The 13,935-nt window shown below is 62.0% G+C and carries 11 protein-coding genes; 9 read left to right on the plus strand and 2 right to left on the minus strand.

The window, feature by feature from the left end:
* Positions 1-222: 222 nt before the first annotated feature.
* The 9 genes from CLU94_RS01855 to CLU94_RS01895 all read left to right on the plus strand — a co-directional run bounded on the left by CLU94_RS01855 (position 223) and on the right by CLU94_RS01895 (position 10,623).
* The gene (locus CLU94_RS01855) at positions 223-2,832 is read left to right on the plus strand and encodes a tetratricopeptide repeat protein (protein WP_099664374.1); all 2,610 of its coding nucleotides are present in this window, start codon (positions 223-225) and stop codon (positions 2,830-2,832) included.
* Positions 2,829-3,962: a DegT/DnrJ/EryC1/StrS family aminotransferase gene (locus CLU94_RS01860; RefSeq protein WP_099664375.1), complete on the plus strand. Its 1,134-nt coding sequence runs from the start codon at positions 2,829-2,831 to the stop codon at positions 3,960-3,962. Before CLU94_RS01855 ends, CLU94_RS01860 begins: the two co-directional genes overlap by 4 nt.
* On the plus strand, positions 3,959-4,702 hold the full coding sequence (locus CLU94_RS01865) for a CatB-related O-acetyltransferase (protein ID WP_099664376.1): 744 nt from the start codon (positions 3,959-3,961) through the stop codon (positions 4,700-4,702). The genes CLU94_RS01860 and CLU94_RS01865 overlap by 4 nt, the downstream gene beginning before the upstream one ends.
* Positions 4,695-5,291: an acyltransferase gene (locus tag CLU94_RS01870; protein ID WP_099668121.1), complete on the plus strand. Its 597-nt coding sequence runs from the start codon at positions 4,695-4,697 to the stop codon at positions 5,289-5,291. Before CLU94_RS01865 ends, CLU94_RS01870 begins: the two co-directional genes overlap by 8 nt.
* A gap of 172 nt (positions 5,292-5,463) precedes the next feature.
* A complete protein-coding gene (locus tag CLU94_RS01875) occupies positions 5,464-6,315 on the plus strand; it encodes a flagellin N-terminal helical domain-containing protein (RefSeq protein ID WP_099664377.1) in 852 nt (283 codons plus the stop codon).
* A 184-nt stretch (positions 6,316-6,499) separates the two neighbouring features.
* The gene (locus CLU94_RS01880) at positions 6,500-7,351 is read left to right on the plus strand and encodes a flagellin N-terminal helical domain-containing protein (protein ID WP_099664378.1); all 852 of its coding nucleotides are present in this window, start codon (positions 6,500-6,502) and stop codon (positions 7,349-7,351) included.
* Positions 7,352-7,535: 184 nt separating this feature from the next.
* Positions 7,536-8,414 (plus strand): flagellin N-terminal helical domain-containing protein, encoded by an 879-nt coding sequence (locus CLU94_RS01885; protein WP_077403203.1) that lies wholly within the window; start codon positions 7,536-7,538, stop codon positions 8,412-8,414.
* Between the two features lie 173 nt (positions 8,415-8,587).
* Positions 8,588-9,466 carry a flagellin N-terminal helical domain-containing protein gene (locus CLU94_RS01890; RefSeq protein ID WP_099664379.1) on the plus strand — a complete coding sequence of 293 codons (879 nt, stop codon included), beginning with the start codon at positions 8,588-8,590 and terminating at the stop codon, positions 9,464-9,466.
* Between the two features lie 56 nt (positions 9,467-9,522).
* Positions 9,523-10,623 carry a hypothetical protein gene (locus tag CLU94_RS01895; RefSeq protein WP_180278554.1) on the plus strand — a complete coding sequence of 367 codons (1,101 nt, stop codon included), beginning with the start codon at positions 9,523-9,525 and terminating at the stop codon, positions 10,621-10,623.
* 66 nt (positions 10,624-10,689) lie between these two features.
* Here CLU94_RS01895 and CLU94_RS01900 read toward each other — a convergent pair whose 3' ends face one another.
* The gene (locus tag CLU94_RS01900) at positions 10,690-12,777 is read right to left on the minus strand and encodes a flagellar biosynthesis protein FlhA (protein ID WP_099664380.1); all 2,088 of its coding nucleotides are present in this window, start codon (positions 12,775-12,777) and stop codon (positions 10,690-10,692) included.
* On the minus strand, positions 12,774-13,913 hold the full coding sequence (locus tag CLU94_RS01905; RefSeq protein WP_099664381.1) for an EscU/YscU/HrcU family type III secretion system export apparatus switch protein: 1,140 nt from the start codon (positions 13,911-13,913) through the stop codon (positions 12,774-12,776). The genes CLU94_RS01900 and CLU94_RS01905 overlap by 4 nt, the downstream gene beginning before the upstream one ends.
* Between the last annotated feature and the right edge of the window lie 22 nt (positions 13,914-13,935).

The following is a 13,935-nucleotide window of genomic DNA, read 5'->3' on the forward strand; positions in this document are numbered from 1 at the left end:
TCCGCAGCACCGGCTGACAATCGGCCAGAACAGCGCACTCCCATCCGGCAGTGCGCTGTTTTTTTTGTCGGAAGGACCAGAATTGCCCGCACTTTGGACCAACTGCAACAGCAAGTGCGCATTCGCGCGGCGTGCGTCAACAAATTCCCCTCGGAAAGTTTCTCACGGGCACTGTCACCAGTTACAATTCCCGTTGCTAAACATTTCTGCCAGCCTCAGCCCATGCACCCGACCCTCCCTCCCGCAGTCTCCCCCGACACCGAATTACAGCAAGCCATCGCTGAACACCAGGCAGGGCGTTTTGCCGAGGCGGAAGAGATTTACCTGTCGATCCTGCAGGCCCATCCCTACCATGCCATCGCCAACCACAACCTGGGCTTGCTGGCCGGACAAGTGGGCCAGCACGTGGCCGGCCTGCCGTATTTGCGCAAGGCGCTGTCCGTCGCCCCGGACGAAGGCCAGTTCTGGCTGTCCTATGCGCAGGGATTGCTGCAGGCGGGACAGCCCGACGAAGCGCTCGACATCGTCGACACCGCCATCGCCCGCGGACTGGACAATGATGCTTCGCAAGCGCTGCGCCGGCAGGCGCAGGAAGCCGTCGCGCTGGCGGCCCTGTCGCCGTCGCAGCCGGAAATGGACCACATCGTACAGCTGTACCAGGCAGGCCAGCATGCGCAGATGGAAGCGGCCTGCCGGCAATTGCTGGCAGGCTATCCCGACTCGCCATTCGGCTGGAGCGTGCTGGGCACGGCCCTGCAACTGCAAGGCAAGGATGCCCTCGCCACGCTGCAGCGGACGGTGGAACTGACGCCGCACGATGCGCAGGCGCATGGCCACCTGGGCAATGCCTGGCAAACGGCCGGCAAACTCGATGCAGCCCGCGACTGCTACCTGCGGGCGCTGGAAATCGAGCCGGCGTTCGCCGAGGCGCACTGCAACCTGGGCAACCTGCTCCAGGCGGAAAACCGGCTGGACGAGGCCGTGGCGAGCTACCGCCGCGCCCTTGCCTTGAAGCCGGACTACGCGCTGGCGGCATTTAACCTGGGCAATGCGCTGCTGCGCCAGAAACAGTTTGGCGCCGCTGCCGACAGCTTCCGCGCCGCCACCCTTGCATTGCCCGACGACGCCGAAGCGCACAACCGGCTCGGCCAGGCGCTGCACGAAAACAAAAATGTGCAGGACGCCGTGCGCAGCTTCCAGCGCGCGCTGCAGATCAAACCCGATTACCGGGCGGCACGGAACAATCTGGTCGCCGCCTACCTGGCGCTGAAACAGTATCAGGATGTATTGACGTGCCTCAACACGGCCATGGAATCCGAACCAGATGATGAAGAATTGCACTTTCATTTAGGTAATGTCATGCGCACCATGGGCAAAAGCAAGGAAGCGCTGGCCGCGTTCCAGCGCGCCCTGGAAATCAAGCCCGACTACGCAGCGGCGGAAATCAACCTGTGCTCGCTACTCCATGCCGAAGGCCACCTGGAAGAAGCCATCGCCAGCGGCTATCGCGCGCGGACGGTGGCCCCGCATATTCCGGAAAGCCACAGCGGCCTGCTGTTTTGCCTCAGCCATAGCATCGATATCGACGCCCAACGCCTGTTTGAGGAACATTGCCGCTTCGGCGACGCCTTCGACCACCCATCCACGGCCGGGACGGCGGAAGGCCAAGGTTTTCACAACGACAACGATCCCGCGCGGCGCATCAGGGTCGGCTTTGTCTCGGGCGACTTCAATTCGCACGTGGTGTCCAATTTCGTCGTGCCCGTGATCGCGCACCTGAGCGCCAGCCCCGGCCTGAGCCTGTATGCCTATTACAACAATACGCTGGAAGACGCCGTCACGCAGCGCCTGCGCGGCTATTTCCCGCATTGGCAAAATATCATCGAGGTGAGCGACAGCAACTTGCAGGAAAAGATCCGCGAAGACGGCATCGACATCCTGGTCGACCTGTCCAGCCATACGGCCTTCAACCGCCTGACGGCCTTTGGCCGCAAACTGGCGCCGATTCAGGTCAGCTGGATCGCCTATCCCGGCACAACGGGCCTGAAAACCATGGATTACTACCTGACGGACCCGCAATTCGACGTCGATGAAAAGTACTTCACGGAAAAAGTCGTGCTGCTGCCCGCCAGCGTGCCCTTCCTGCCATCGTCGGACTCCCCGGAACTGGTCCGCGCGCCCGCGCTGGGCAACGGCTACCTGACCTTCGGCAGCTTCAATCGGCTCAGCAAGCTCAATCCAGGCGTCATCGCCCGCTGGGCAAAGCTGCTGCGGGCCCTGCCCGAAGCGAAAATGCATCTGGCAGCCATGCAAAAGGACAGCGACATCGCCACCTTGCAAGCCTGGTTCGCGCAGGAAGGCATCGCCGCCGACCGCCTGACCTTCCACGGCCGCACCCACCTGGGCGGCTATCTGGCCCTGCACCAGCAAATCGACCTTTGCCTCGACACCTTCCCGTACACGGGCGGCACCACCACGCTGCACGCGCTGTGGATGGGTGTGCCCACGCTGACGCTCAAGGGTACAAGCGTACCGAGCCATGCCGGCGCCTGCATCTTGCAGCATGTGGGTCTCGACGCTTTCATCGCGACCGACGACGACGATTTCGTCCGGAAAGGAATATTCTTGTCTAACAACATCATGCAACTGGCCGTCCTGCGCGCAGACTTGCGCAACCGCATGCAAGAATCGGCACTGGCCGACTCCCGGGCGATTGCCCACAATATGGAACAGGCTTTCCGCACCATGTGGCAGCGCTGGTGCGGCGGCTTGCCGCCCGCATCGTTCGCCATTGCGCCCGACGACGCCAGCAAGCAGGCGGTGCAGTCATGAGCGACAAGAAGCCGATTTACGTCACGCAGCCGCTCATGCCGGATTTGCAAGATTTCCTGCCGTATCTGGAAGAAATCTGGGAAAACAAGATCCTCACCAACGGCGGCCCGTTCCACCAGCAACTGGAACAGGCGCTGTGCGACTATCTGGGCGTCAAGCACATCTGCCTGTTTACCAATGGCACGCTGGCGCTGATCACGGCCCTGCAGGCGCTGCGCATCACCGGCGAAGTGATCACCACGCCCTATTCCTTCGTCGCCACCGCCCATTCGCTGCTGTGGAATGGCATCAAGCCCATTTTTGTCGATATCGACCCGCTGAGCCTGAATATGGATCCCGCCAGGATCGAGGCAGCCATCACGCCGCACACCACCGCCATCATGCCGGTGCACTGCTATGGCCGTCCCTGCGACGTGGAACGCATCGAAAAGATCGCCGACAACTATGGCTTGAAAGTCATCTACGACGCGGCGCATGCGTTCGGCGTGCGGCACAAGGGCAGCAGCGTGCTCAATTGCGGCGACCTGTCCGTGCTGAGTTTTCACGCCACCAAGATTTTCAATACCTTTGAAGGGGGCGCGATCGTCTGCCCCGACGCCAAGACCAAGCAACGCATCGACCATTTGAAAAATTTCGGCTTCGTCGACGAAGTGACGGTGGTGGCACCCGGCATCAACGGCAAGATGAGCGAGATCAACGCCGCATTCGGCCTCCTGCAATTGAAGGGCATCGACGCGGCTCGCCTGCAGCGGCGCGCCATCGATGGCCGCTACCGGGAACGGCTGGCGGCCATCGCCGGCATCGACTGCCTGCCGGCGGGAGAGGAAGAATCGGCCAACCACTCCTACTTCCCCATACTCGTCAAGGAAGCCTACGGCACCAGCCGCGACGCACTGTTCCAGCTGCTGCGGGACGAGAATATCTATGCGCGCCGCTATTTCTATCCGCTCATCAGCGACTTCCCCATGTACCGCAGCATGCCGACCGCCGCCCACAGCAATCTGCCGAACGCGCTGCAGGCATCGCGGCAAATCATCTGCCTGCCCATCTATCCCGGCCTGGATCTCGATCAGGTCGATGCCATCTGCGCCATCGTCGAGCGGCATGCACAGGCCGGCCTGACTCCATGAATATTTCCACAGACACCGACTTTTTCGGCACCATCGACGACCATCGCTGGGCGGCACAATTTACCGTGCTGTCCTATAAAAGTGGTGGACAGACCCTGATACCGCATGGCTTTTTCCGTAACTGGCTGGGCAATGAGCCCGACTTCGGGCAATTTACCATCGGCCGCTGTTCCGGCATCGGCATCGGTTCGCAAGCCAAATACGATTCGACCGCGCAGCACCTGCAAATCGGGCGCTACGTTTCCGGCGGCGCGAATCTGCGCTTCATCCTCAACGGCCAGCACGACATGCGCACCATTTCCACGTATCTTCTGGCATTGGGCGGCATGGGCCTGGAAAACAGCCCGATTCCCCAATATGCCGATACGGTCATCAAGAACGATGTGTGGATCGGCGACGAGGCGATGATATTGGGCGGCGCGGTCATCGAGAATGGCTGCGTCATCGGTGCGCGCACGCTGGTGCCGCCCAATTTCCGCAGCGAACCCTACGGCATTTACGCCGGGACGCCGGCGCGGCTGCTGCGCTTCCGCTTCAGCGAGGAAGTGCGCGCAGCCCTGCTGGCGCTGGCCTGGTGGGAACTGCCGCTGAGCTGGATACGCGAGAATAATGCGCATTTCCTGCAAAACATGACGGCCGACGACGGCGAGGCGCTGCGCATCATTGCCGAACTGGCGGAAAGCAAGCGCCGCCACCTGGAAGCCGGCGCCGCACACCCGCACAAGGATGACCATGTCTGAACTTTTCAATCCCGGCTATTACACCGAAGAAGACTTGCACGGCGCGGGGTTTCGCAGCCTCGGCCACAACGTGCGCATCGCCAGGAACTGCGTCATCATCGGCATCGACAATATCGCCATCGGCAACAACGTGCGCATCGATGGCTACAGCACGCTGGTGGCGGCGGGTGGCCATATCCGCATCGGCAGCTACGTTCACATTGGCGGCGGCTGCTTTCTCTCCGGCGGCGCAGGCATCACGCTGGAAGACTACGCCGGCTTGTCGCAAGGCGTGCGCCTGTACAGCAAGACCGATGACTACAGCGGAGCGAGCATGACCAACCCCACCGTGCCGGCGGAATTTACAAACTGCAAGAGCGGTGCCGTCCACCTGGGCAGGCACGTCATCGTCGGCTCGGGCAGCGTGGTGCTGCCCGGCGCGCAGCTTGGCGAAGGCGTCGCCGTGGGCGCGCTCAGCCTGGTCACCAGGTCCCTGCCGGCGTGGGGAATCTATGCGGGCACACCGGCGAAGCGTATCAACAGCCGCGACCAGGGGCTGTTAATTGCGGAAGAGCAATTGCGTGCGCGGGATGCCGTGAAAAATAGTTAAAAGTATATTTTTAATCATAATTTCCATGGCAATAAAAAATCAGCGCAGGCCAGCGGCCAGCTAAAAAATATTTCCATGTAGCATTTAATACATAAGCGGAAATAGCCGCCTTGTGCTTGTGAGAGCAGAAAAATAGCGCGTCTCGCTGAATATATCCTACAGGAGCAATACAATGCTGAGCCTTCACACCAATAACGCATCGCTGTCCGCACAAAACTCGATCGCCAAGACCCAATCGCAACTGTCGACCTCGATGACCCGCCTGTCGACCGGCTACCGCATCAACTCGGCAATGGACGACGCTGCCGGCCTGCAGATCGCCACCCGCCTGAAAGCACAGACCAGCGGCATGACGGTCGCCATGAGCAACACGCAAAACAGCACCTCGATGCTGCAAACGGCTGAAGGCGCGTTCGGCGAAGTCACCAACATGCTGGTGCGCATGAAAGATCTGGCCACGCAAGCTGCCGATGCTTCGTCGAACACGGCCGACAAGGACGCCATGCAAGCCGAGTACGACGCACTGGGCCTGGAATTGTCCAACGTGATGAACAACACCACGTTCGGCGGCCAAGCTCTGCTGACCGGCGGCACCATCGCCAGCGCCATGACGTTCCAGATCGGCGCCGCGAAGTCGGAAACGATGACCATCAACCTGTCCACCTCGATGGGCAGCGTCGCCACCGCACTGGGTTCGGCCACCGCCAACTTCACCGGTACCGCCGGCGGCACCGAACTGAAAACCCTGGCCAACACGGCCATCGGCAGCCTGGTTTCGGCCATCGACAGCATCGGCGTGGTACGTTCGGCACTGGGTGCCGCTGCCAACCGCCTCGACCACGTCAACAGCAACCTGTCGAACATCTCGACCAACACCAAGGCCGCTACCGGCCGCATCATGGACGTCGATTTCGCCACCGAAAGCTCGAACATGACCTCGTCGCAGATGCTGCTGCAAGCCGGCACCGCGATGCTGAAACAAAGCAACAGCATGTCCTCGATGGTCATGTCCTTGCTGCAATAATCACCGGCGCCTCGCGCCACCTGAAAGCCCCGGCAAGCGATTGCCGGGGCTTTTTTTCATGGCCGCGCGCCACATGAAAAATTTCCATGTGGAATTTAATGAAAGGCGCTCCCCTGTCGCCTTGTAGGGGTGAGGGCAAGAAATTACCTGCCGCTCGACGAATTCACTTACCAGGAGCAATACAATGCTGAGCCTTCACACCAACAACGCATCGCTGTCCGCACAAAACTCGATCGCCAAAACGCAATCGCAACTGTCGACCTCGATGACCCGCCTGTCGACCGGCTACCGCATCAACTCGGCAATGGACGACGCTGCCGGCCTGCAGATCGCCACCCGCCTGAAAGCACAGACCAGCGGCATGACGGTCGCCATGAGCAACACGCAAAACAGCACCTCGATGCTGCAAACGGCTGAAGGCGCGTTCGGTGAAGTCACCAACATGCTGGTGCGCATGAAAGATCTGGCCACGCAAGCTGCCGATGCTTCGTCGAACACGTCCGACAAAGACGCCATGCAAGCCGAATACGACGCACTGGGCCTGGAATTGTCCAACGTGATGAAAAACACCACGTTCGGCGGCCAAGCCCTGCTGACCGGCGGCACCATCGCCAGCGCCATGACGTTCCAGATCGGCGCCGCGAAGTCGGAAACGATGAGCATCAACCTGTCCACCTCGATGGGCAGCGTCACCGCCGCACTGGGTTCGGCCAGCGCCAACTTCGGCGCCGCCGGCCTGGGCACCGAACTGACCGCCAGCGCCAACGCCGCCATCGGCAGCCTGGTTTCGGCCATCGACAGCATCGGCGTGGTACGTTCGGCACTGGGCGCCGCCGCCAACCGCCTCGACCACGTCAACAGCAACCTGTCGAACATCTCGACCAACACCAAGGCCGCTACCGGCCGCATCATGGACGTCGATTTCGCCACCGAAAGCTCGAACATGACCTCGTCGCAGATGCTGCTGCAAGCCGGCACCGCGATGCTGAAACAAAGCAACAGCATGTCCTCGATGGTCATGTCCTTGCTGCAATAATCACCGGCGCCTCGCGCCACATGAAAGCCCCGGCAAGCGATTGCCGGGGCTTTTTTTCATGGCGGCGCGCCAGATAAAAAATTTCCATGTGGAATTTAATGAAAGGCGCTCCCCTGTCGCCTTGTAGGGGTGAGGGCAAGAAATTACCTGCCGCTCGACGAATTCACTTACCAGGAGCAATACAATGCTGAGCCTTCACACCAACAACGCATCGCTGTCCGCACAGAACTCGATCGCCAAGACCCAATCGCAACTGTCGACCTCGATGACCCGCCTGTCGACCGGCTACCGCATCAACTCGGCAATGGACGACGCTGCCGGCCTGCAGATCGCTACCCGCCTGAAAGCACAGACCAGCGGCATGACGGTCGCCATGAGCAACACGCAAAACAGCACCTCGATGCTGCAAACGGCTGAAGGCGCGTTCGGCGAAGTCACCAACATGCTGGTGCGCATGAAAGATCTGGCCACGCAAGCTGCCGATGCTTCGTCGAACACGGCCGACAAGACCGCCATGCAAGCCGAATACGACGCGCTGGGCCTGGAACTGTACAACGTGATGACCAATACCACGTTCGGCGGCCAGAATCTGCTGGGCGACGGCACGACCGGCAAGGGCACCCTGTCGGAAGCCAAGATGACCTTCCAGATCGGCGCCGCCAAGTCGGAAACCATGGACTTCACCGTGCAAGCAGGCATGGTCACGCTGGACGGCGCGCTGAAAGGCCTGTCCGCCAACAACTTCAAGGCAACCAGCGCCGGCGTCGGCACGGAACTGACCGGCACGGCAAACGCCACGATCGACCTGCTGAAAAATGCCATCGACAATGTCGGCACGATCCGCTCCTCCCTGGGCGCCGCCGCCAACCGCCTCGACCACGTCAACAGCAACCTGTCGAACATCGCCACCAACACCAAGGCCGCTACCGGCCGTATCATGGACGTTGACTTCGCCACCGAAAGCTCGAACATGACGTCGTCGCAAATGCTGCTGCAAGCCGGCACCGCGATGCTGAAACAAAGCAACAGCATGTCCTCGATGGTCATGTCCTTGCTGCAATAATCTTTGCCGGGCCGCTTGCGGCCAGCAACGCCAAGCCAGACTGCGGTCTGGCTTTTTTTATGCGCGAAACGTATTTATTTGACTATATTGCCTTTCGATTTAACAATGCGGGCGGCGCAGTCGCCTATACAAGGTAGACCCGATTCACCCTCACCGCCCACCGGAGCCGCCTTGTGCTGAGCATTCACACCAATATCGCCGCAATGTACGCCCAAAGCGCCGCCGCCAGTGCGCAAAGCCGGCTGGCGACGTCGATGCAGCGCCTGTCCACCGGCTTTCGCATCAACTCGGCCATGGACGACGCCGCCGGCTTGCAGATCGCCACGCGCCTCAGCGCCCAGGTCAGCGGCATGACGGTGGCCATGCGCAACACGCAGAACAGCACCTCGATGCTGCAGACGGCCGAAGGCGCGTTTGGCGAAGTCACCGACATGCTGGTGCGCATGAAAGACCTGGCCACGCAGGCGGCCGACGCTTCGTCCAACCAGACCGACCGCGACGCCATGCAGTCCGAATACGATGCGCTGGGGCTCGAGCTGTACAACGTCATGACCAACACTTCCTACGGCGGCGGCTTGCTGCTGGGCAACGGCAGTGCCGGCAAGGGCACCTTGTCGGAGGCGATGACCTTCCAGATCGGCGCCAGCAGCAGCGAAACCATGCAGTTCGACGTGTCAGGCAAGATGGGCGGCCTGGACACCTTGCTGAAAGCCATTTCGGCCAACTTTGCCGCCAGCGGCACGGCCGGCAGCGAAATCGGCACGAATGGCAGCGCCAACAACATGATCGACCAGCTGGCGGCGGCGCTCGACCAGGTCGGCGGCGTGCGCTCGGCCCTGGGCGCGGCGGCCAACCGCCTCGACCACGTGCACAACAACCTGGCCAACATGGTCACCAATACCAAGGCCGCCATCGGCCGCATCATGGATGTCGATTACGCGGCGGAAAGCGCCAACATGGTCTCGGCACAAATGTTGCTCCAGGCGAGCACGGCGATGCTCAAGCAAAGCCAGAGCATGCAGAAAATGATACTGTCCCTGTTGCAGCCATGATGGCTGATACCGCCTGATTCACCGGCTCTTATAGACTTTCATCTGGACACAGTGGCATGGCGATAGACCGCATTTCATCGGGCAACCCGGTTCCCCTGATTACCCAGCGCTTCGACGTCAGCCCCGCGACGCCGATGGTGCCGGGCGTGGTCCAGCCGCTGGTGCCCATCGGGCCCTACATGGCGCCCGCGCCCGACGCCGGCACCCTGCCCGCCCAGCTGCAACAGCAGGGACAGGACAGCCTGGCGTCCCTCATCAAGCCGAATGCCGACGGGACGGGCGGCGCCATGCCGCGCGACAGCAGCGCCATGCAAGTCAATCAACTGTTCTTCACGCGCCAGCTGGTCTGGCAGCCGCCCGACGCGGCGCAGCTGGCCGCCTCGTGGCGCGTGATGGTCAAGACGTATGGCGAGCAATACGCGGCCTTGCAGGAACAGGCGCGCGGCCAGCACGTGCCGGGCAACCTGTTCATGGCCGAGCAGCAACCGGCCCTGCTGCGCGAAGGCGCCCGCCCGCCGTTGACGGTCGACAGCGAAGCGTGGCGCTTCGCCGTGTATGGCTGGGGCGGCCAGCGCCTGCTGCTGCGCGTGCTGGCCAGCGACGAGGAAGACGATGCAACGCCCAAGCGGCGCGGCAAGGTGGCGCTGCGCGTCGAACTGATCATCATCGGTATCGGCCGGGTCGTGATTCAGATGGAACCGTCCGGCGACGGCGTGCTGCTGGAGCTGGCCGCCGACGAGGAAGCCGCATTGCGCCATGTGCGCCTGGCCCTGCCCGAGATCGCCGACGCCGTGCGGCGCGCCGGCCTGCGCGTGGTGCGCTGCCGCCTGAACCGCCAGCTGCACGCGCAGCGCGTGCACGGCAATTACCCGATGCAGGCGGGCGCCGCCTCGCTGTCGCTGGCCCTGTTCCGCGCCATGGCCGAAGTGGCGCTGCTGCTGACGCAGCCGGAAGCGGAAGCGGCGGCCGATCCCGATGCGCCCGCAGCCCCCGCGGACGCGGCCGAAGAGGAAACCATCATCGTCTCGAAGGAAGTGGCGGCGCCGCTCGGTTACGACTATGGCGACGACGAAGAAACGGCGCAAGGCCGCAACGTGCTGCTGCTGGCCGACGGCCAGGAGCACGACCTGCTGCCGCCCATCGACGAGCAGGATTGACGCAACAGAATTGATACAGAAAAAAAACGGCGCCCGCAGCGCCGTTTTTCTTTTCATGCCAGCGTTTTATCCCACCGTGCCGATGATGCTCACTTCGCGGTTTTCCGGGATTTCGTTGTACGACAGCACATGCAGGCCCGGCGCGAACAGGCGCGCATAGCGGGCCAGCAGCGGACGGATCTGCGGCAGCACCAGCAACAGCGGCGGCGTGGCCTGCTGCTTCATCTGCTCGCGCGCCACCGGCATGTTCACTTGCAGCTGCGACAGCAGGTGCGGATCGATCGGATAGTTATCCAAAGTCACCTTGCCCGCCTGGCGCGCCTGGTTCAGCGAACCGAGCAACATGTTTTCCAGTTCGCCGCCCAGGTTAAACGCCTGCATTTCCATCTTCTGGCCGAACAGGCCGCTGACGATCTGGCGTCGCAGCGCGCAGCGCACCTCGGCCGCCAGCAGGATCGGGTCCTTGGTCGTTTCCGAACTGTCGAGCAAGGTGGTAGCGATGGGCACGATATCCTTCAGTGACACATTTTCCGCCAGCAAGACGCGGAACACGCGCAACAGCTGCGTGTGCGTGAGCGCCTTGTCCAGCGCGCCGGCGAGCTTGGGCGACAGGGCCGTCAGGCGTTCCATCATGTTCGAGACGTCTTCGTGGCGGAACAGTTCCGGCAAGTATTCGCGCACCATCTTCGACAAGTGCGTGGCGATCACGCTGGGCGCCTCGATGACCTGGTAGCCGAGACCCAGCGCATGCGCCTTCTCGCTTGGCTCGATCCACGTGACGGGCATGCCGTAGGCCGGCTCGATGCCGGGAATGCCGTCCAGCTGGCCATACACGTTCGGCGACGGGATCGCCATCAGGCGGTCGGCCTGCACTTCCGCCTGCGCCACCACGGTGCCCGACAGCACGATCGCGTATTGCGACGGCTTCAGGGCCAGGTCGTCGCGCACGCCGATATTCGGCAGCAGCAAGCCCATCGCTTCAGACAGGCTCTGGCGCACGCCCTTGACGCGCTTGTTCAACGGTTCGCCTTGCGTTTTATCAACCATGCCGACCAGTTTATAGCCTAGCATCACCATCAGCGGCTGCACGGCAGGCAGTTGCTGCCACTCCAGCTCGGCCGGGCGCTCCTCGCGCAAGGCCGCCTCGATGGCCGCCATGCCGGCCGCGTCCGGTCCCTTCACGCGCTTGGTCAAACGCCAGGCCACGAAAGCCAGCACGGCCGCAAAGGTCATGAACATGAACCACGGCATGCCCGGAATCAGGGCCAGCGCCACCATCATGCCGGCCGCGCTGAAGATCACCGTCGGCGACGTCAGCACCTGGCCTGCCACCTGCTGTTCGAAGTCGCCCGAATCGCTGATGCGGGTAACCAGGATGGCGGCCGCAGCCGACAGCAGCAGCGCCGGAATCTGCGCCACCAGGCCATCACCGATGGTCAGCAGTGCGTACTGGCGGAAAGCGTCGCCGAACGACAGGTCGTGCATCAGCGAGCCGATGGCCACGCCGCCCACCATGTTGATGATCAAAATCAGGATACTGGCGACGGCATCGCCGCGCACGAACTTCGACGCACCGTCCATGGCGCCGTAGAAATCCGCTTCGGCGGCCACGTCCTTGCGGCGGATCTGGGCTTTTTCCTGGTTGATCAGGCCGGCATTCAGGTCGGCATCGATGGCCATCTGCTTGCCCGGCAAGGCATCGAGGGTAAAGCGCGCGGACACTTCGGAAATACGCTCGGCGCCCTTGGTGACGACGGCGAAGTTGATAATCATCAAGATCACGAAGACCACGATACCGACGACGAAGTTGCCGCCGATCACGACGTTACCAAACGCCTCGATCACCTTACCGGCCGCATCCGCGCCCGTGTGGCCGTGCAGCAGCACCACGCGCGTGGACGCCACGTTCAGGGTCAGCCTGAGCATGGTGGTGGCCAGGATCACCGTCGGGAAGACGGAGAAATCGAGCGGCCGCTTGGCCGACACGCTGACGAGGATGACGATCAGTGCCAGCACGATATTGAAAGTGAACAAGATATCGAGCAGCACCGGCGGCAGCGGCAGGATGATCATTGCCAGGATCACCAGCAGGAACAGCGGCGTGGCGAACTTGTGGCGGCGCATTTCGGCAACCAACCGGTTCAGGAAATTCATGAAGGTACTACCTCGCTCAAATGAGATGGCACGACCACCTCGGTGGGAAATGGGGGCTGGGCAGCGCGCTGCCCAGAACGGAATGCTTTCAGCTGCAGGATGTAGTTGAGCACCTGCGACACGGCCTGGTACAGCTGCACGGGAATCTGCTGCTGCACCTGGCTGGTGTTGTAGATGGCGCGCGCCAGCGGCGGCAACTCCAGCGTTTCAATATCGTGTTCCTTCGCCACTTGCCGGATATACAGCGCCATCTCGTCGACGCCCTTGGCAACGACAAACGGCGCCTCGGCGCGGTCCTGGTCATACTTCAATGCAACGGCGTAATGCTCGGGATTGACGATCACCACGTCGGCGTCGGGCACGGTCTTGCGCACGCTGCGCCGGCCGATCTGCTGCTGCAGCTGGCGGATGCGCTGGCGCACTTCAGGACGCCCTTCGCTGCTTTTATGTTCTTCCTTGACATCCTGCTTGCTCATGCGCTGGTTGCGGGCAAAGAAAAACGCCTGCGCCGGCACGTCGATGATGGCAAACAGGACAAAGACGGAAATGAGCGCCATCAAGCCGTCGAGCATCAGCGCCGAGCCATCGAGCATGGCCTGCTGCAGGGGCCGGTGTTGCAAATCCACATATTGCGTCAGGCTGGAGCGGCTCACATGCACGAGCACCATGCCCAGCACGGCGGCCTTGGCGATGGACAGGCCGAATTCAAAAGCATGCTTGGGCGCAATCAACCGGCCCAGGTTCTTGGCCGGGCTCAGACGCTCCATCTTCGGCATCCAGTTCTTCGTGCTGATGACCCAGCCGCCAGGGATCAAGGAGCCGAGCACGACGAACAGGGGCACGCAAAACAGCGGCACGATCATCTTGATCAGCAAGCCCACCGACGTCGTAAACGCCATCGACATGGCATTTTCCAGCGCGCCCTTGCTGTCGAGCGGCATGAAAGCCATGGCGAACAGCTCGCGAAAGCTCAGCAGATAGCTTGGCAGCAGGTAAATGAAGACCTTCATGCTGATCAGGATGCCCAGCGCCGTCGACAGGTCGCGCGAACGCACCACCTGCCCTTCCTGGCGCGATTTCTTCAGCTTTTGCTGTGACGCCTTTTCTGTCTTGTCGCCCGTGCTGCTATCCGCCATGGACCACACCTTTCCGCACGTG

Source organism: Janthinobacterium sp. 13 (assembly GCF_002749695.1).
Lineage (GTDB): Bacteria > Pseudomonadota > Gammaproteobacteria > Burkholderiales > Burkholderiaceae_D > Janthinobacterium > Janthinobacterium kumbetense.

Coding starts and splice junctions, on each gene's coding strand:
- CLU94_RS01855 (WP_099664374.1), top strand. CDS start 223: ATGCACCCGACCCTCCCTCCCGCAGTCTCCCCCGACACCGAATTACAG.
- CLU94_RS01860 (WP_099664375.1), top strand. CDS start 2,829: ATGAGCGACAAGAAGCCGATTTACGTCACGCAGCCGCTCATGCCGGAT.
- CLU94_RS01865 (WP_099664376.1), top strand. CDS start 3,959: ATGAATATTTCCACAGACACCGACTTTTTCGGCACCATCGACGACCAT.
- CLU94_RS01870 (WP_099668121.1), top strand. CDS start 4,695: ATGTCTGAACTTTTCAATCCCGGCTATTACACCGAAGAAGACTTGCAC.
- CLU94_RS01875 (WP_099664377.1), top strand. CDS start 5,464: ATGCTGAGCCTTCACACCAATAACGCATCGCTGTCCGCACAAAACTCG.
- CLU94_RS01880 (WP_099664378.1), top strand. CDS start 6,500: ATGCTGAGCCTTCACACCAACAACGCATCGCTGTCCGCACAAAACTCG.
- CLU94_RS01885 (WP_077403203.1), top strand. CDS start 7,536: ATGCTGAGCCTTCACACCAACAACGCATCGCTGTCCGCACAGAACTCG.
- CLU94_RS01895 (WP_180278554.1), top strand. CDS start 9,523: ATGGCGATAGACCGCATTTCATCGGGCAACCCGGTTCCCCTGATTACC.
- CLU94_RS01900 (WP_099664380.1), bottom strand. CDS start 12,777: ATGAATTTCCTGAACCGGTTGGTTGCCGAAATGCGCCGCCACAAGTTC.
- CLU94_RS01905 (WP_099664381.1), bottom strand. CDS start 13,913: ATGGCGGATAGCAGCACGGGCGACAAGACAGAAAAGGCGTCACAGCAA.